At 70.9% G+C, this 17,812-nt stretch carries 17 protein-coding genes; 15 read left to right on the top strand and 2 right to left on the bottom strand.

Features of this window, described 5'->3' with window-relative positions; translation table 11 throughout:
• The 15 genes from ACIP2X_RS27685 to ACIP2X_RS27615 all read left to right on the top strand — a co-directional run bounded on the left by ACIP2X_RS27685 (position 1) and on the right by ACIP2X_RS27615 (position 15,522).
• On the top strand, positions 1-543 hold the full coding sequence (locus ACIP2X_RS27685) for a hypothetical protein (protein WP_401677513.1): 543 nt from the start codon (positions 1-3) through the stop codon (positions 541-543).
• Between the two features lie 114 nt (positions 544-657).
• Complete coding sequence (gene pdxS, locus ACIP2X_RS27680; RefSeq protein ID WP_401677511.1) at positions 658-1,581, top strand: pyridoxal 5'-phosphate synthase lyase subunit PdxS; 924 nt, start codon at positions 658-660, stop codon at positions 1,579-1,581.
• 13 nt (positions 1,582-1,594) lie between these two features.
• Positions 1,595-2,203, top strand: coding sequence for a pyridoxal 5'-phosphate synthase glutaminase subunit PdxT (pdxT, locus tag ACIP2X_RS27675; RefSeq protein WP_401677509.1), 609 nt, complete (start codon positions 1,595-1,597; stop codon positions 2,201-2,203).
• Positions 2,204-2,252: 49 nt separating this feature from the next.
• Complete coding sequence (locus ACIP2X_RS27670) at positions 2,253-3,005, top strand: YebC/PmpR family DNA-binding transcriptional regulator (protein ID WP_401677506.1); 753 nt, start codon at positions 2,253-2,255, stop codon at positions 3,003-3,005.
• Between the two features lie 140 nt (positions 3,006-3,145).
• Entirely contained in the window at positions 3,146-3,691 is a 546-nt protein-coding gene (ruvC, locus tag ACIP2X_RS27665; RefSeq protein ID WP_401677503.1) for a crossover junction endodeoxyribonuclease RuvC, read from the top strand.
• Positions 3,688-4,296 (top strand): Holliday junction branch migration protein RuvA, encoded by a 609-nt coding sequence (gene ruvA, locus ACIP2X_RS27660; protein ID WP_401677500.1) that lies wholly within the window; start codon positions 3,688-3,690, stop codon positions 4,294-4,296. The genes ruvC and ruvA overlap by 4 nt, the downstream gene beginning before the upstream one ends.
• A gap of 136 nt (positions 4,297-4,432) precedes the next feature.
• Entirely contained in the window at positions 4,433-5,503 is a 1,071-nt protein-coding gene (ruvB, locus tag ACIP2X_RS27655) for a Holliday junction branch migration DNA helicase RuvB (RefSeq protein WP_401677498.1), read from the top strand.
• 162 nt (positions 5,504-5,665) lie between these two features.
• Positions 5,666-6,154, top strand: coding sequence for a preprotein translocase subunit YajC (gene yajC, locus ACIP2X_RS27650; protein WP_401677494.1), 489 nt, complete (start codon positions 5,666-5,668; stop codon positions 6,152-6,154).
• 130 nt (positions 6,155-6,284) lie between these two features.
• Positions 6,285-8,063, top strand: a complete 1,779-nt coding sequence (secD, locus tag ACIP2X_RS27645) for a protein translocase subunit SecD (protein ID WP_401677491.1) — start codon at positions 6,285-6,287, stop codon at positions 8,061-8,063.
• Between the two features lies 1 nt (position 8,064).
• Complete coding sequence (secF, locus tag ACIP2X_RS27640; protein ID WP_401677487.1) at positions 8,065-9,177, top strand: protein translocase subunit SecF; 1,113 nt, start codon at positions 8,065-8,067, stop codon at positions 9,175-9,177.
• Complete coding sequence (locus ACIP2X_RS27635) at positions 9,174-9,713, top strand: adenine phosphoribosyltransferase (protein ID WP_401677484.1); 540 nt, start codon at positions 9,174-9,176, stop codon at positions 9,711-9,713. Before secF ends, ACIP2X_RS27635 begins: the two co-directional genes overlap by 4 nt.
• Positions 9,714-10,057: 344 nt before the next feature.
• On the top strand, positions 10,058-12,586 hold the full coding sequence (locus ACIP2X_RS27630; protein WP_401677481.1) for a RelA/SpoT family protein: 2,529 nt from the start codon (positions 10,058-10,060) through the stop codon (positions 12,584-12,586).
• 54 nt (positions 12,587-12,640) lie between these two features.
• A complete protein-coding gene (locus ACIP2X_RS27625) occupies positions 12,641-13,984 on the top strand; it encodes a protein kinase (RefSeq protein WP_401677478.1) in 1,344 nt (447 codons plus the stop codon).
• On the top strand, positions 13,977-14,402 hold the full coding sequence (locus ACIP2X_RS27620) for a hypothetical protein (RefSeq protein ID WP_401677475.1): 426 nt from the start codon (positions 13,977-13,979) through the stop codon (positions 14,400-14,402). The genes ACIP2X_RS27625 and ACIP2X_RS27620 overlap by 8 nt, the downstream gene beginning before the upstream one ends.
• Positions 14,386-15,522, top strand: coding sequence for a caspase family protein (locus ACIP2X_RS27615; protein WP_401677472.1), 1,137 nt, complete (start codon positions 14,386-14,388; stop codon positions 15,520-15,522). Before ACIP2X_RS27620 ends, ACIP2X_RS27615 begins: the two co-directional genes overlap by 17 nt.
• A gap of 106 nt (positions 15,523-15,628) precedes the next feature.
• Here ACIP2X_RS27615 and ACIP2X_RS27610 read toward each other — a convergent pair whose 3' ends face one another.
• On the bottom strand, positions 15,629-16,858 hold the full coding sequence (locus ACIP2X_RS27610; RefSeq protein ID WP_401677469.1) for a DUF349 domain-containing protein: 1,230 nt from the start codon (positions 16,856-16,858) through the stop codon (positions 15,629-15,631).
• Positions 16,859-16,994: 136 nt separating this feature from the next.
• The gene (locus tag ACIP2X_RS27605) at positions 16,995-17,810 is read right to left on the bottom strand and encodes a peptidylprolyl isomerase (RefSeq protein WP_401677467.1); all 816 of its coding nucleotides are present in this window, start codon (positions 17,808-17,810) and stop codon (positions 16,995-16,997) included.
• Positions 17,811-17,812: the final 2 nt, after the last annotated feature.

Raw genomic sequence — 17,812 nt, 5'->3', positions numbered from 1 at the left:
GTGACCGCAACCCTGATCTGGATCCTCGTCGCCCTCGTCGCCGTCGGCGTGTACCTGAGCTGGACGGCGGGCCGCCTGGACCGGCTGCACGCCCGGATCGACGCCACCCGGGCCGCCCTGGACGCGCAACTGCTGCGCCGCGCCTCGGTCGCCCAGGAGGTCGCCACCTCCGGGGTGCTCGATCCGGCGGCCTCGATCGTCCTGTACGAGGCGGCGCACGCGGCCCGGCAGTCCGAGGAGGAGCACCGGGAGGTCGCCGAGAGCGAGCTGAGCCAGTCGCTGCGCGCCGTGTTCGCGGACCCGCAGCAGGTCGAGGCGGTCCGGGAGGCGCCCGGGGGAGAGGCGGCGGCCCGGGAGCTGACCGAGGCGGTACGCCGGGTGCCGATGGCCCGGCGCTTCCACAACGACGCGGTGGGCGCCGCCCGCAGACTGCGCCAGCACCGCAAGGTGCGCTGGTTCCGGCTGGCCGGGCACGCGCCGTTCCCCATGGCCTTCGAGATGGACGACGAGCCCCCGACGGCCCTGGCGGACCGGGCCGCCTAGCGGATTGTGGCGGAAAACGATCCACCGGCTGCACATTGGCCCTTGCTGTGGCCTGCACATCTCCCGTTTCCTCGGTGTTCGCAGAAACCCTCTTTCACGTCAGTGAGGTCACCCGTGTCCAGCACGCTCCCGAACCCCGCCCAGCCCCAGGACAACGCCGCCACCGGTACCGCGCGCGTCAAGCGCGGCATGGCCGAGCAGCTCAAGGGTGGCGTGATCATGGACGTCGTCACGCCGGAGCAGGCGAAGATCGCCGAGGACGCGGGCGCCGTCGCCGTCATGGCCCTGGAGCGGGTCCCGGCCGACATCCGCAAGGACGGCGGGGTGGCCCGGATGTCCGACCCGGACATGATCGAGGGCATCATCGACGCCGTCTCCATCCCGGTCATGGCCAAGTCCCGGATCGGCCACTTCGTCGAGGCGCAGGTCCTGCAGTCGCTCGGCGTCGACTACATCGACGAGTCCGAGGTGCTCACCCCGGCCGACGAGGTCAACCACTCCGACAAGTGGGCGTTCACCACCCCGTTCGTCTGCGGCGCCACCAACCTCGGTGAGGCCCTGCGCCGCATCGCCGAGGGCGCGGCCATGATCCGCTCCAAGGGCGAGGCCGGCACCGGCAACGTCGTCGAGGCCGTCCGCCACCTGCGGCAGATCAAGAACGAGATCGCCCGCCTGCGCGGCTACGACAACAACGAGCTGTACGCCGCCGCCAAGGACCTGCGCGCCCCGTACGAGCTGGTCCAGGAGGTCGCCGAGCTCGGCAAGCTCCCGGTCGTGCTGTTCTCCGCCGGAGGTGTGGCCACCCCCGCCGACGCCGCTCTGATGCGCCAGCTCGGCGCCGAGGGCGTCTTCGTCGGCTCCGGCATCTTCAAGTCCGGCGACCCGGCCAAGCGTGCCGCCGCCATCGTCAAGGCGACCACCTTCTTCGACGACCCGAAGATCATCGCCGACGCGTCCCGCAACCTCGGCGAGGCCATGGTCGGCATCAACTGCGACACCCTGCCCGAGACCGAGCGCTACGCCAACCGCGGCTGGTAAGGCACTGCACCCCATGAGCGACACCCCCGTGATCGGTGTGCTGGCCCTCCAGGGCGACGTACGGGAGCACCTCGTCGCCCTGGCCGCGGCCGACGCCGTGGCCAGGCCGGTCAGGCGCCCCGAGGAGCTCGACGAGATCGACGGCCTCGTGATCCCCGGCGGCGAGTCCACCACCATCTCCAAGCTGGCCACCCTGTTCGGCGTGATGGAGCCGCTGCGTGCCCGGGTCCGCGACGGACTGCCCGTCTACGGCACCTGCGCGGGCATGATCATGCTGGCCGACAAGATCCTCGACCCACGCTCGGGCCAGGAGACGATCGGCGGCATCGACATGATCGTGCGCCGCAACGCCTTCGGACGGCAGAACGAGTCCTTCGAGGCCGCGGTCGACGTCGCGGGCGTCACGGGAGATCCTGTGGAGGGGGTCTTCATCCGCGCCCCCTGGGTCGAGTCCGTCGGCGCCCGCGTCGAGGTGCTCGCCGAGCACGCCGGCCACATCGTCGCGGTCCGTCAGGGCAACGCGCTCGCCACGTCGTTCCACCCGGAACTGACCGGCGACCACCGTGTGCACGGCCTGTTCGTCAACATGGTGCGCGCGACCCGCGCGGCTCGGTCCTTGTAGGATCTCTGGGGTTCGTTGCAGAGATGGGTTACGCGAAGGAGACAGGCAGATGTCCGGCCACTCTAAATGGGCTACGACGAAGCACAAGAAGGCCGTGATCGACGCCAAACGCGGCAAGCTCTTCGCGAAGCTGATCAAGAACATCGAGGTCGCGGCCCGCATGGGCGGCGTGGACATCGAGGGCAACCCCACCCTCTACGACGCCATCCAGAAGGCCAAGAAGCAGTCGGTCCCGAACAAGAACATCGACTCCGCGGTCAAGCGCGGCGGTGGCCTCGAAGCCGGTGGCGCCGACTACGAGACGATCATGTACGAGGGCTACGGCCCCAACGGTGTCGCGGTGCTCATCGAGTGCCTCACCGACAACCGCAACCGCGCGGCCTCGGACGTCCGTGTCGCGATGACCCGCAACGGCGGGTCCATGGCAGACCCCGGCTCCGTGTCGTACCTGTTCAACCGCAAGGGCGTCGTCATCGTCCCCAAGGGCGAGCTCGGTGAGGACGACGTCCTGGGCGCCGTGCTCGACGCGGGCGCCGAGGAGGTCAACGACCTCGGTGAGTCCTTCGAGGTGCTCAGCGAGGCGACCGACCTGGTCGCGGTCCGCACGGCCCTGCAGGAGGCCGGGATCGACTACGACTCCGCCGAGGCCAACTTCGTCCCGACCATGCAGGTCGAGCTGGACGAGGAGGGCGCGAAGAAGATCTTCAAGCTGATCGACGCGCTGGAGGACAGCGACGACGTGCAGAACGTCTTCGCCAACTTCGACGTGAGCGACGAGGTCATGGAGAAGGTCGACGCGTAGCACCGCCGCGGACCGGAACGCGCGCCACGGGCCGACGGGACACACCCCGTCGGCCCGTCGCGTTGTCGGTGCCACCCGATAGCCTGCACGAACTGGGGGAACCGGCCGGTGACGGCCGCGGGAGAGCGAAGGAGGGGCGGGTGCGGGTACTGGGTGTGGACCCGGGACTGACCCGGTGCGGCATCGGCGTCGTCGAAGGGGTCCCCGGGCGCCCGCTCACGATGCTCGGCGTCGGCGTGGTCCGCACGCCGGCGGAGGCCGAGCTGGGGCACCGCCTGGTCGCCGTCGAGCGGGGCATCGAGGAGTGGCTCGACGAGCACCGGCCCGAATTCGTCGCCGTGGAGCGGGTGTTCAGCCAGCACAACGTCCGCACGGTCATGGGCACCGCCCAGGCCAGCGCGGTCGCCATGCTCTGCGCGGCCCGCCGCGGCATCCCCGTCGCCCTGCACACCCCCAGCGAGGTCAAGGCCGCCGTCACCGGCAGCGGCCGCGCCGACAAGGCACAGGTCGCCGCCATGGTGACCCGGCTGCTGCGGCTGGACGCCCCGCCGAAGCCGGCCGACGCCGCCGACGCCCTGGCGCTCGCGATCTGCCACATCTGGCGCGCCCCCGCGCAGAACCGCCTCCAGCAGGCCGTCGCCCGGCACACCGCAACAACCACCGCATCGAAAGGCCGCACGGCATGATCGCCTTCGTCAGTGGCACGGTCGCCGCCCTCGCACCCGACACCGCGGTGGTCGAGGTCGGCGGTGTCGGCATGGCCGTGCAGTGCACGCCCAACACGCTCTCCACGCTCCGCACCGGCCAGCCCGCCAAGCTCGCCACCTCCCTCGTCGTACGGGAGGACTCGCTCACCCTCTACGGCTTCGTGGACGACGACGAGCGCCAGGTCTTCGAGCTGCTCCAGACCGCGAGCGGGGTGGGCCCCCGGCTCGCCCAGGCCATGCTGGCCGTGCACACGCCCGACGCCCTGCGCCGCGCCGTCGCCACCGGTGACGAGAAGGCCCTCACCGCCGTCCCCGGCATCGGCAAGAAGGGCGCCCAGAAGTTGCTGCTGGAGCTCAAGGACCGCCTGGGCGAGCCGATCGGCGCCGCCCCCGCGATCGGCGCGCCGGTCAGCAACGGCTGGCGCGACCAGCTGCACGCCGCGCTGATCGGCCTGGGGTACGCGACCCGCGAGGCCGACGAGGCGGTCGCCGCGGTCGCCCCCCGGGCGGAGGCCGCCGAGGGCACGCCCCAGGTGGGTCAGCTGCTGAAGGCGGCCCTGCAGACGCTCAACAGAGCCCGCTAGCCGGCGGCGCCGCGCCGCCGCACGGGACGGCGCCGGACGCGAACCGGCCGCCGCGGCTGCCGGGACCGAACCGAAGAGCGGCACCCCCTCCCCGTACGACCCATCCGACCGCGAACGCACCCGAGGGCCCACGCACATGAACTGGGACGACCCGACCGACCCCGCCGACACCGAGCGGCTGGTGGGCCCTGCCGCCGACCGTGAGGACCAGGCCGTCGAGGCCGCGCTGCGCCCCAAGGACCTGGGCGAGTTCATCGGCCAGGAGAAGGTCCGCGAACAGCTCGACCTGGTCCTGCGCGCCGCACGCGCGCGGGGCGCCACCGCCGACCACGTGCTGCTCTCCGGCGCCCCCGGCCTCGGCAAGACCACCCTGTCCATGATCATCGCGGCCGAGATGGGCGCCCCGATCCGCATCACCTCGGGCCCCGCCATCCAGCACGCCGGCGACCTCGCCGCGATCCTCTCCTCCCTCCAGGAGGGCGAGGTCCTCTTCCTCGACGAGATCCACCGCATGTCGCGGCCCGCCGAGGAGATGCTGTACATGGCGATGGAGGACTTCCGCGTCGACGTGATCGTCGGCAAGGGACCCGGCGCGACCGCGATCCCGCTGGAGCTGCCCCCGTTCACGCTGGTCGGCGCCACCACGCGGGCGGGACTGCTGCCGCCCCCGCTGCGCGACCGCTTCGGCTTCACCGCGCACATGGAGTTCTACGAGCCGGCCGAGCTGGAGCGGGTCATCCACCGCTCGGCGAACCTCCTCGACGTCGAGATCGACACCGACGGCGCCGCCGAGATCGCCGGCCGCTCCCGCGGCACGCCCCGGATCGCCAACCGGCTGCTGCGGCGGGTGCGGGACTACGCGCAGGTCAAGGCCGACGGGATCATCACGCGGGACATCGCGGGCGCGGCACTGCGGGTGTACGAGGTCGATCCCCGGGGCCTGGACCGCCTCGACCGCTCCGTGCTGGAGGCGCTGCTGAAGCTGTTCGGCGGCGGACCGGTCGGTCTGTCCACACTCGCGGTGGCCGTGGGGGAGGAGCGTGAGACCGTGGAAGAGGTCGCCGAGCCGTTCCTCGTACGCGAGGGCCTGCTGGCCCGGACCCCGCGCGGCCGGGTCGCCACCCCCGCGGCCTGGGCGCACCTCGGCCTCACCCCACCCCGCCAGGGCACGGCGGGAACCGGACAACAGGACCTGTTCGGGGCGTGACGGCGAGGGCATTGGCCGTGGCAGGAACCCCGGTGCCATGCTGAGCGTTGTTCCATGCGCGCGGACTCGCTTAGACTCCGCCGATGCCGCCTTCCTCGGCGGCTGACATACCCCCATCCAACAGGCCGCCCCTCTGCGCGGTCGTGCGAAGGAAATCGTCCCGTGAATAGCCTCGTGACCCTCCTCCCGTTCATCGTGCTCATCGGGGCCATGATCCTGATGACCCGCTCGGCCAAGAAGAAGCAGCAGGCCGCTGTCGACATGCGGAACCAGGTGCAGCCCGGTTCCGGGGTCCGCACCATCGGGGGCATGTACGCAACGGTCAAGGAGGTCAACGAGGACACCGTCCTCCTCGACGCCGGCCCGGGCGTCGACCTCCTCTTCGCCAAGAACTCCATCGGCGCGGTGCTCTCCGACGACGAGTACAACCGCATCGTGCACGGCATCGAGCACGACCTGAAGGACGACGCGGACACCGTCCCGGACGACGCCTCCTCCCTCACCAAGGACGACGAGCCCGTCGACGCCCCGGCCGACGAGAAGTCCGTCGACCTCGGCAAGAAGGACGTGGACGAGGAGCCCGCCGACGCCGCCGAGGCGAAGCAGGACGCGGAGCCGAAGAAGACCGACGGCGACGCCGACGCGAAGTAGTCAGCCCCGGAGTGCGCGGGCCGGGCTCGGGTGCCCGGGACAGGCGCAACCCGCACGGGATCCCGACACCATGTCATGGCCGTCCGCCCGCTGACCCGGAGTGAGGCGGCCCGAGAGGGAGTACGAGAAGGTGGCAGCACCTAAAAAGGGCCGGAGCTCGAGCGCCCAGAGCAAGCCATGGCGCTCGCTGGCCCTGATTCTGATCGCCCTCGTGGCGCTCACCGGGGGAATGTTCGCCTCCGGACACACCACTCCGCGTCTCGGCATCGACCTGGCCGGTGGTACGAGCATCACGCTCGGGGCAGTCGCCGAGGACGGCAACGAGGCCGCGATCAACCCGACCAACATGAACACCGCGGTCGAGATCATGGAGCGCCGCGTCAACGGTCTGGGTGTCTCGGAGGCCGAGGTCCAGACCCAGGGCGATCGCAACATCATCGTCAACATTCCCAAGGGCACGAACTCGCAGCAGGCCCGGGAACAGGTCGGCACCACCGCCAAGCTCTACTTCCGCCCGGTCCTCGCCACCGAGCCCTCCGGCGGCACCGCCCCGCAGAACCCCTCGCCCAGCGCCTCCCCGTCCGGCGGCTCGGACAAGGCGACCGAGCCCGAGAAGGCCACCGGTTCGCAGAGCCCGGCCGCGTCGGACCCGGCGAGCCAGAGCGCGACCCCCTCGGACGGCGCCACCACCCAGGGCCGTGCCGTCACGGACGCGCTGAAGAAGGCCAGCCCCAGCCCCTCCGCGTCCGGCTCCGGGGCCCCCAGCCCCACTCCGTCGGCGAGCGGCGGCGCCGACAGCAAGCTCCAGGCGCAGTACGCGGCGCTCGACTGCAGCAAGCAGTCGGTCCGCGCGAGCACCGGTGAAGGCGCCAAGCCCACCGACGCCACCGTGGGCTGCGGCGAGATCCAGGGCGTCTGGTACAAGTACCTGCTCGGCCCGGCCGGCGTCGACGGCACCGAGGTCGACGACGCCCAGGCCGTCTACGACACCCAGAGCGGCGCCGGCTGGAAGGTCCAGATGGACTTCACCTCCGCCGGTGCCAAGAAGTTCGCCGACATCACCGGCAAGCTCGCCCAGAACCAGTCGCCGCAGAACCAGTTCGGCATCGTCCTCGACGGCGAGGTCGTCTCCAGCCCGTACGTGAGCCAGTCGATCACCGGCGGCAACGCCGAGATCTCCGGCAGCTTCACGCAGGAGGAGGCCCAGGGCCTCGCCAACATGCTGTCCTACGGTGCCCTGCCGCTGACGTTCCGCGAGGACAGCGTCACCACGGTGACCGCGGCGCTCGGCGGCGACCAGCTGGAGGCCGGCCTGATCGCGGGCGCCATCGGCCTCGCCCTGGTCGTGCTCTACCTGCTGGTGTACTACCGCGGCCTGTCGTTCATCGCCCTCTTGTCGCTGCTGGTCTCGGCGGCGCTCACCTACACGCTCATGGCGCTGCTCGGCCCGGCCATCGGCTTCGCGCTGAACCTGCCGGCCGTCTGCGGTGCCATCGTGGCCATCGGCATCACGGCGGACTCGTTCATCGTGTACTTCGAACGGGTCCGGGACGAGATCCGCGAGGGCCGCTCGCTGCGTCCCGCCGTCGAGCGGGCCTGGCCGCGGGCCCGGCGCACCATCCTGGTGTCCGACTTCGTGTCGTTCCTGGCCGCCGCGGTGCTGTTCATCGTCACCGTCGGCAAGGTGCAGGGCTTCGCGTTCACGCTCGGCCTGACCACGGTGCTCGACGTCGTGGTCGTGTTCCTCTTCACCAAGCCGCTGCTGACGCTGATGGCGCGCCGGAAGTTCTTCGCGAACGGTCACCCGTGGTCCGGTCTCGACCCCAAGCGTCTGGGCGCGCGGCCGCCGCTGCGCCGCACCCGCCGTCCCTCGCATCCCGCAGGCCCCGTCGAAACGAAGGAGGCCTGAGATGTCGAAGCTCGGCAACCTCGGTGCCCGACTGCACCGTGGCGAGGTCAGTTACGACTTCGTCGGCAACCGCAAGATCTGGTACGGCCTCTCGATCCTGATCACCATCACGGCCATCGTCGGCCTGGCGGTCCGGGGCCTGAACATGGGCATCGAGTTCCAGGGCGGCGCCGTCTTCACCACCCCGAAGACGTCCGTCTCGGTCAGCCAGGCCGAGGAGTACGCGGAGGCGGCCTCCGGACACGACGCGATCGTCCAGAAGCTCGGCAACGGCAGCCTGCGCATCCAGATCGCGGGCATCGACACCGGCCAGGCGGACCGGATCAACCAGGCGCTGGCCGACGACATGAAGGTCGACGCCGAGAAGATCAACGCCGAGCTGGTCGGTCCCAGCTGGGGTGAGCAGATCGCCAACAAGGCCTGGCAAGGCCTGGGGATCTTCCTGGTCCTGGTGGTGATCTATCTGGCGATCGCCTTCGAGTGGCGGATGGCGATCGCGGCGTTCGTCGCGCTGATCCACGACATCACCATCACGGTCGGCATCTACGCCCTCGTGGGCTTCGAGGTCACACCGGGCACGGTGATCGGTCTGCTGACCATTCTCGGTTATTCGCTGTACGACACGGTGGTCGTCTTCGACAGCCTCAAGGAACAGACGAAGGACATCACCAAACAGACCCGCTGGACCTACAGCGACATCGCCAACCGGTCGATCAACAGCACCCTGGTGCGTTCGATCAACACCACGGTGGTCGCGCTGCTGCCGGTGGCGGGCCTGCTGTTCATCGGTGGCGGTGTGCTCGGCGCGGGCATGCTCAACGACATCTCGCTCTCGCTGTTCGTCGGCCTCGCGGCCGGTGCGTACTCGTCGATCTTCATCGCCACGCCGCTCGTCGCCGACCTCAAGGAGCGCGAGCCGGCGATGAAGGCGCTGCGCAAGCGGGTCCTCGCCAAGCGGGCGCAGGGCGCCGACCCGGCCGAGACGCAGGCCGCCGGTGAGGCGGGCGAGCCGTTCGGCGACGAGCCGGACGACGCCCACGCGGTGGTCGGCCCGCGCAACCAGCCCGCGTCCCGTGCGCGCGGACGCGGTCGCCCCTCGGGGAAGCGCCGATGACCGACATCAAGGAGCTGCTGCTCAGCCGCATCCGTGACGTGGCCGACTACCCGGAGCCGGGCGTGATGTTCAAGGACATCACCCCGCTCCTGGCGGACCCGGCGGCGTTCACGGCGCTCACGGACGCGCTGGCCGAGATCGTGGAGCGCACCGGCGCCACCAAGGTCGTCGGACTGGAGGCCCGGGGCTTCATCCTCGGCGCCCCGGTAGCGGTGCGGGCCGGCGTCGGCTTCATCCCCGTGCGCAAGGCGGGCAAGCTCCCCGGAGCGACGCTGCGCCAGGCGTACGACCTGGAGTACGGCTCGGCGGAGATCGAGGTGCACGCCGAGGACCTGAGCGCCGACGACCGTGTGCTGGTCGTCGACGACGTCCTCGCGACGGGCGGCACGGCGGGGGCCTCGCTGGAGCTCGTCCGACGCGCCGGCGCCCAGGTCGCGGGCGTGGCCGTCCTGATGGAACTGGCCTTCCTGAACGGCCGCACCCGCCTGGAGCCGGCCCTGGCCGGAGCCCCGCTGGAGTCGCTCCTCACGGTCTGACCGACGCAAGCAGCACGCACGGAGGCGCCCCTCACCCGGTGAGGGGCGCCTTTGCTGCTTCCCGGCCTCGCACGCGTTTCTGAACCCCTTCAAACGCCGGCCCGCCCCTCGGGAAGCCACGGGACGCGACCCTCGTACGAAAGCCGGAGGGAAGCCGCAGGCAAGCCCCACGCAAGCTGTGTGACACCGTTGACAGGGGGCCGGAGGAATCCGTGGGACGGGCTGGGCGTTGCCTGGGTACACGGCCCTCAGATCGGCCTGAAGGCGATCCTGGAGCTCAGGATCGCTACCATGGGGTCTCCGGAGCCTGACCGGGGGACCCGGATCGCGCACGAGGAGCCCTCTTGCCAGACGAGGCCCAGCACCTGACCGCCGCCAAGCCCGAGCGTTCCTCGGAGCAGGCGGCCCAGCCCGCGCAGCACCCGAGGAACGACGCTCGCGGGTCGGTCGAGCACGCCCAGTCCGCGCCCGTCGCGAAGGCCGCCGAGCAGGCGCGCCCCAAGCCGGCCACCCCTGAGCGCCCCGCCTCCACGGCCCCGATCCGCCCCGCCGCGACGCCCCAGACGCCCCGCTCCGGCTCCTCCAACCGGGTCCGGGCCCGCCTGGCCCGCCTCGGCGTCCAGCGCGCCAACCCGTACAACCCGGTCCTGGAGCCCCTGCTCCGGATAGTCCGCAGCAACGACCCGAAGATCGAGACGTCGACGCTGCGCCAGATCGAGAAGGCCTACCAGGTAGCCGAGCGCTGGCACCGCGGCCAGAAGCGCAAGAGCGGCGACCCGTACATCACGCACCCCCTCGCCGTGACCACCATCCTCGCCGAGCTCGGCATGGATCCGGCCACCCTCATGGCGGGCCTGCTGCACGACACCGTCGAGGACACCGAGTACGGCCTGGAGGACCTGCGCCGCGACTTCGGCGACGTGGTCGCCCTGCTGGTGGACGGCGTCACCAAGCTGGACAAGGTCAAGTTCGGCGAGGCCGCGCAGGCCGAGACCGTGCGCAAGATGGTCGTCGCCATGGCCAAGGACCCGCGCGTCCTGGTCATCAAGCTCGCCGACCGCCTGCACAACATGCGCACCATGCGCTACCTCAAGCGCGAGAAGCAGGAGAAGAAGGCGCGCGAGACCCTGGAGATCTACGCGCCGCTCGCCCATCGCCTCGGCATGAACACCATCAAGTGGGAACTGGAGGACCTCGCGTTCGCGATCCTCTACCCCAAGATGTACGACGAGATCGTACGGCTGGTGGCCGAGCGGGCGCCGAAGCGTGACGAGTACCTGGCCATAGTGACCGACGAGGTCCAGCAGGACCTGCGCTCCGCCCGCATCAAGGCGACGGTCACCGGCCGGCCGAAGCACTACTACAGCGTCTACCAGAAGATGATCGTCCGCGGCCGGGACTTCGCGGAGATCTACGACCTGGTGGGCATCCGCGTCCTCGTGGACACCGTCCGCGACTGCTACGCGGCCCTCGGCACCGTGCACGCGCGATGGAACCCGGTCCCCGGCCGGTTCAAGGACTACATCGCGATGCCCAAGTTCAACATGTACCAGTCGCTGCACACGACGGTGATCGGCCCCAACGGCAAGCCGGTCGAACTCCAGATCCGCACGTTCGACATGCACCGCCGCGCCGAGTACGGCATCGCCGCGCACTGGAAGTACAAGCAGGAGGCCGTCGCCGGCGCCTCCAAGGTGCGCACCGACGTGCCCAAGGCGTCCGGCAAGGACAAGGACGCCATCAACGACATGGCGTGGCTGCGCCAGCTCCTCGACTGGCAGAAGGAGACCGAGGACCCCGGCGAGTTCCTGGAGTCGCTGCGCTTCGACCTCTCCCGCAACGAGGTCTTCGTCTTCACCCCCAAGGGCGACGTCATAGCGCTTCCCGCGGGAGCCACCCCGGTGGACTTCGCCTACGCCGTGCACACCGAGGTCGGTCACCGCACCATAGGGGCGCGGGTCAACGGCCGCCTGGTACCGCTCGAATCCACCCTGGACAACGGCGACCTGGTGGAGGTCTTCACCTCCAAGGCGGCGGGCGCGGGCCCGTCCCGCGACTGGCTCGGCTTCGTGAAGTCGCCGCGGGCGCGCAACAAGATCCGGGCGTGGTTCTCCAAGGAGCGCCGCGACGAGGCGATCGAGCAGGGCAAGGACGCCATCGTCCGCGCGATGCGCAAGCAGAACCTGCCGATCCAGCGCATCCTCACCGGCGACTCCCTGGTGACGCTGGCGCACGAGATGCGCTACCCGGACATCTCCGCGCTGTACGCGGCGATCGGCGAGGGGCACGTCTCCGCGCAGAACGTGGTGCAGAAGCTCGTCCAGGCCTTCGGCGGCGAGGAGGCGGCCACCGAGGAGATCGACGAGAGCGTGCCGCCGGCCCGTGGCCGCAGCCGCAAGCGCCGTTCCAGTGCCGACCCGGGCGTGGTCGTCAAGGGCGTCGATGACGTGTGGGTCAAGCTGGCCCGCTGTTGTACGCCCGTTCCCGGCGACCCGATCATCGGCTTCGTCACGCGCGGTAGTGGCGTATCGGTTCACCGTAGCGACTGCGTCAACGTGGAGTCACTGTCCCGCGAGCCCGAGCGGATCCTGGACGTCGAGTGGGCGCCCACCCAGTCCTCGGTCTTCCTGGTCGCCATACAGGTCGAGGCCCTCGACCGCTCCCGGCTCCTCTCGGACGTCACCCGGGTGCTGTCCGACCAGCACGTCAACATCTTGTCCGCGGCCGTCCAGACCTCCCGCGACCGGGTCGCCACCTCACGCTTCACCTTCGAGATGGGCGACCCGAAGCACCTCGGCCACGTCCTGAAGGCGGTCAGGGGAGTCGAGGGCGTTTACGACGTGTACCGCGTGACGTCGGCGCGCAGGTCGTAGCCTCCGTAGTGACACGACGCGAGGCGACGCGGGACGACGCGGACGGGGGAGCGCATGGCGGATCGGGGTGGAGCCCGGTCGGACGCGCGGGAGCGCGTCATCGACGGCCGCTACCGCGTCGTCGACCTGCTCGGGCGCGGTGGCATGGGCACCGTGTACGAGGCCGAGGACGAACAGCTCGGCCGCCGAGTCGCGGTGAAGCTGCTGACAGCCGTCGAGGGCGTCGGCCGGGACAACGAGGCCTGGAGCCGTTTCGTGCGCGAGACCCGCGCGCTGGCCCGGATCGACCATCCCGGGGTCGTCACGCTGTACGACAGCGGCGTGCACGAGCCCAGCGGGACGCCGTACCTGGTGATGCAGTTACTCGAAGGCATCAGCCTGGCCGAGCTGATGGCGGCCGAAGGGGGGCCGCTCCCGCCGTCCGAGGCGTGTGCCGTGGCCCTCGGCATGGTCGACTCGCTGGCCGCGGCGCACGAGGCGGGTGTGCTCCACCGTGACGTCAAGCCCTCCAACGTCGGCCTCACCAGGGACGGGCGGGTCGTCCTCCAGGACTTCGGCCTCGCCCGGCTCGCCGGGGAGGGTGCGATCACCCGGACCGGGGTGATCATGGGCACCCCGCAGTTCATGGCCCCCGAGATCATGCGCGGCGCGCTGCCCGGACCCGCCGCCGACCTGTACGGCCTCGGGACCTGTCTGTACCTCATGCTCTCCGGGGAGCTGCCGTTCCGTTCCGCCGTGGACGTCGGCGCGATCATCGAGCGGGCGCTGGGCGCCGGGGTCCCCGAGTTCGCGGCGGGGACGGCGGTTCCGCCGGCGCTCGCGCGACTCGTCGAGGGACTGTGCCGACAGGAACCCGAGGAGCGCCCCCAGGACCTGGCGGAGGTCCATCGTCTCCTCGAACAGCTGTCGGACGGCGGTACGGCACCGCTCGTGGAGCGCCTGGCACGGAACGTCCGCGACAGTGCCGTGAACGCGACCCGCGAGTCCGTGCCCCTGGACGAGGACCTGCCCGAGTACGACTGGGACGAGCCCGTTTCCCAGGCGCTCTCCCACTCCCGGTACGACTCCCGGTCCGAGGCCCTCGGCGCCGGGGCCACCCTCAGCGACGCCACCCGGCGCATCGTCCTGGGCAGCATGACCGAGGACAACGCCCTCTCCCGGCAGCGCGAGGCCGTCAACCTCGTCCAGCGGGGGCAGTTGCGGGAGGCGTCGCAGATGCTGTCGGTCGTGGTGCCCGTCTGTCTCTCGAAGCTGGGCCCCGACCATCCCACCACCCTCACTAGCCAGTACTGGCAGGCCGTTTGCCTGGCCCGGCTGGGCGCCGGGGGAGAGGCGCTGGACCTCTTCTCCCGGGTCAACAAGCGGCTCGGCCGACGAACGGACGGAACCGATGACTGACCTGATCGTGGAGCTCGGGGACTCCCCGCAGGCCGAGGACGACCTCCGCTCCCTGCGACGCTGGCTGCACGACGACGAGGTCGTCGACGGACACGCACGCGTGGCCGCCGGCGCGCCGCCCGCCCTGGGAGCCATGGGCGGCACCGGCTTCGACGCGCTCCAACTCGCCCTCGGCAGCGGCCTGTCCACCGCCTCGCTCGTCGTCTCGGTGCTGCAGTGGCAGACCGCCCGGCGCGGCGCCCCGGCCGTCACCCTGCGCCGCGGCGGGGTGGAGGTCCTGCTGACCAAGGAGATGGCGCGGGACCAGGAGGCGGTGCGCGGCCTGGTCGAACTTCTCGACACGTCCGTGACGCCCGCCCCTGCCCCCGTCCCCGTCCCTCGGAGCGAGGAGACCGGGGGCGATGACGGCACTGCCTGATCCTGCCCGCTCGCGGGCCGTCCTGATCGGCACCGCGTCCTACCGGCACCTGCCGCAACTGCCGGCCGTGGAGGCGAACGTCGTGGACCTCGCCGCCGAGCTCTGCGACGCCACGGTGTGGGGGCTGCCCGTACAGAACTGCGTGGTCGTCACGGACCCGCTGAGCCCGCAGACCATCCTCGACCCGGTGCACCGGGCCGGCGAGGAGGCCACGGACACGCTGTTCGTCTACTTCGCCGGTCACGGCATGCGCGACGCCGACTCCGACGATCTGTATCTCGCCCTCGGTGACACCCGCGAGCACCTCGGCTACACCGCCGTCGCGTACCAGCACCTGAGAGCGGCCCTGCGCTCGGCCCGTGCCCGACGCAAGATCGTCGTTCTCGACTGCTGCTTCAGCGGACGCGCCGCCCGCGCACTCGCGGGTGAGGAGGTGCTGGCCGCTCAGGCGGCGGTCGACGGCGCCTACGTCCTGACCGCCTCGCCCCGGGACCGGATCGCGCTGGCCCCCGACGGCGAGCGGTACACCGCCTTCACCGGGGAACTGCTGGCCGTCCTGCGCGGCGGCATCAGGAACGGCCCCGAGCTCATCGACCTGGACACCCTCTACCGCGTCCTCGACGAGCGTCTGCGTGCCAAGAACCGTCCGACCCCACAACGCTCCCAGGAGAACGGCGTCGGACGGCTCCCGCTGGCCCGCAACAAGGCTCAAGCCTCCCGGAACGCCCCCGCGGGCCCCGTCCTGGCCGCCGACGTGCGTGCGGCGATCGTCGCCACCGGCCTCGCCCTCGCCCGCATGCTGCGCGCCGCGGGCAACGCCCGGGACGCCCTGGCCGTACTGCGCCTCGCGCTCCAGGAACAGCAGACGGCCGGGGCCTACGGCGACCTCCTCGCCGTGCAACTGGAACTGTCGGAGCTGCTCGCCGAGACGGGGCAGGTCAAAGACGCCATCGAGGTGCTGGAGCTCGCCTTCCAGCGCGTGCACAAGGTGTACGGACCCGAGGCGGTCCTGGTCTGCCGGCGGCTGGCCGATCTGCTCCAGGAGTCCGGCAACCATCTCCAGGCCTGCGAGGTCCTCAAGCACGCCCTGGACATCAGCGAGCGGGGCGGCCGGGACTGAGACACGGCCGGGCGCTCGGGCGCGAACACGGCCCGGACACGACGACGGCCCGGTGATCTCGGGTGCGAGATCACCGGGCCGCGTACGAGCGGACGAGAAGCGAGGGTCAGCCGCCGAACTCCTGCAGACCCTTCAGGGCCTGGTCCAGGAGTGCCTGGCGGCCCTCCAGCTCGCGCTCCAGCTTGTCGGCCTTGGCGTTGTTGCCCTGGCCGCGCGCCTGCTCGATCTGCTTCCGGAGCTTGTCGACCGCCGCCTGGAGCTGACCGGTCAGACCCTCGGCACGCGCGCGTGCCTCCGGGTTCGTCCGGCGCCACTCGGCCTCCTCGGCCTCCTGGATGGCCCGCTCCACGGCGTGCATCCGGCCCTCGACCTTCGGGCGGGCGTCGCGCGGGACGTGCCCGATGGCCTCCCAGCGCTCGTTCACCGAGCGGAAGGCGGCCCGTGCTGCCTTCAGATCGCTGACCGGGAGGATCTTCTCGGCCTCCTCGGCCAGTTCCTCCTTGAGCTTGAGGTTCTCCGACTGCTCCGCGTCCCGCTCGGCGAAGACCGAGCTGCGGGCGGCGAAGAAGACGTCCTGGGCGCCGCGGAAGCGGTTCCACAGGTCGTCCTCGTGCTCGCGCTGGGCGCGGCCCGCCGCCTTCCACTCCGTCATCAGCTCGCGGTAGCGCGCGGCCGTCGGACCCCAGTCCGTCGAGCCCGACAGCCCCTCGGCCTCGGCGACCAGCCGCTCCTTGGTCTTGCGGGCGTCCTCGCGCTGCGCGTCCAGCTGCGCGAAGTGCGCCTTGCGGCGCTTGGAGAACGCCGACCTGGCGTGCGAGAAGCGGTGCCACAGCTCGTCGTCCGACTTGCGGTCCAGCCGCGGCAGCCCCTTCCAGGTGTCCACCAGCGCCCGCAGCCGCTCACCGGCGGCCCGCCACTGGTCGGACTGGGCCAGCTCCTCCGCCTCGACGACCAGCGCCTCCTTGGAGTGCCGGGCCTCGTCGGTCTGCCGCGCCCGCTGCGCCTTGCGCTCCTCGCGGCGCGCATCGACGGTCTGCACGAGCTTGTCCAGCCGGGTCCGCAGCGCGTCCAGATCACCGACGGCGTGGTGCGCGTCGACCTGCTCGCGCAGATGGTCGACGGCCGCCGTCGCGTCCTTCGCGGACAGGTCGGTGGTCTTGACTCGCTTCTCGAGGAGGCCGATCTCGACAACCAGGCCCTCGTACTTGCGCTCGAAGTAGGCCAACGCTTCCTCGGGGGAGCCGGCCTGCCAGGAACCGACGACCTGCTCGCCGTCGGCCGTACGCACGTACACGGTCCCCGTCTCGTCGACGCGGCCCCACGGGTCGCTGCTCACAGCGCCTCCTCCACATGATGCCTGCGGGGGGCCTGAAGCTCCCCCGGGCATCGTCCACAGTTTCGTCACGGCCAACATAGGCGACCGGCGGGTTGCCTGTCCGCATCCCGCGCGACCGAAATTTCGCAGTTGGGGGTCAGGATTTCGTGACGGTTGCCTTGTTGACCACGACCGTCGCGTTGGGTGCTCCGTCACCGGCGCCGGTGTTCTCACCCGCTGCGGCGATCTTCTTCAGAACCGCCATACCGGCCTCGGAAACGGTACCGAACGGTGTGTAGCTGGGCGGCAACTGGCTGTCCTGGTAGACGAGGAAGAACTGGCTGCCGCCGGTGTTCGGCTGGCTGGTGTTCGCCATCGCCACGGTACCGGCGGGGTAGATGTTGTCCTTGAGGCTTTTGTCCTTCAGGTTCTCGTCCGGAATCGTGTACCCCGGACCGCCGCTGCCGCTGCCCGTCGGGTCGCCGCACTGCAGGACGTAGATCCCGTTGGTCGTCAGCCGGTGGCACTTGGTGTGGTCGAAGTAGCCCTTGCCCGCGAGGAAGTTGAACGAGTTCACGGTGTGCGGGGCCGCCGACGTCTTCAGGGCGACGTCTATGTCACCGCAGGTCGTCGCGAGCTTCATGGTGTAGTCGGCCGACTTGTCGATGCTGATCGCCGGCTCCTTCTTCCAGGTCTGCGTCTTGACCTTGCCCGCGGCCGGCTTGTCGCACGGGTCCGGGGCCTTGGACGGCGACGCGCTCTCCGTGACCTCCGCGCCCGCGTTGGTCTTGCCGTCGTCCTTGAGGACACCGGTCGTGTACAGCGCGAGGCTGCCGATCAGGACCACACCGAGCGCCGACGCGATCACGGCGTTGCGCATGCGCGACTTGCGCCGGGCGTCGGTGCGCCGCTGCTGCTGCCGCAAGAACTTCTCCCGGGCGAGCTGACGCCGCCGCTGTTCCTGGCTGACCACCG

The sequence above is a fragment of the Streptomyces sp. NPDC089424 genome, from assembly GCF_044749345.1.
Taxonomy (GTDB): Bacteria; Actinomycetota; Actinomycetes; order Streptomycetales; family Streptomycetaceae; genus Streptomyces.
This window is presented reverse-complemented; position numbering and strand designations above follow the sequence as displayed.

What these genes read in the sequence shown, in the direction of transcription:
- ruvA (WP_401677500.1), top strand. Translation starts at nt 3,688, where the DNA reads ATGATCGCCTTCGTCAGTGGCACGGTCGCCGCCCTCGCACCCGACACC.
- pdxT (WP_401677509.1), top strand. Translation starts at nt 1,595, where the DNA reads ATGAGCGACACCCCCGTGATCGGTGTGCTGGCCCTCCAGGGCGACGTA.
- ACIP2X_RS27625 (WP_401677478.1), top strand. Translation starts at nt 12,641, where the DNA reads ATGGCGGATCGGGGTGGAGCCCGGTCGGACGCGCGGGAGCGCGTCATC.
- ACIP2X_RS27615 (WP_401677472.1), top strand. Translation starts at nt 14,386, where the DNA reads ATGACGGCACTGCCTGATCCTGCCCGCTCGCGGGCCGTCCTGATCGGC.
- ACIP2X_RS27635 (WP_401677484.1), top strand. Translation starts at nt 9,174, where the DNA reads ATGACCGACATCAAGGAGCTGCTGCTCAGCCGCATCCGTGACGTGGCC.
- ACIP2X_RS27670 (WP_401677506.1), top strand. Translation starts at nt 2,253, where the DNA reads ATGTCCGGCCACTCTAAATGGGCTACGACGAAGCACAAGAAGGCCGTG.
- ruvB (WP_401677498.1), top strand. Translation starts at nt 4,433, where the DNA reads ATGAACTGGGACGACCCGACCGACCCCGCCGACACCGAGCGGCTGGTG.
- ACIP2X_RS27620 (WP_401677475.1), top strand. Translation starts at nt 13,977, where the DNA reads ATGACTGACCTGATCGTGGAGCTCGGGGACTCCCCGCAGGCCGAGGAC.
- secF (WP_401677487.1), top strand. Translation starts at nt 8,065, where the DNA reads ATGTCGAAGCTCGGCAACCTCGGTGCCCGACTGCACCGTGGCGAGGTC.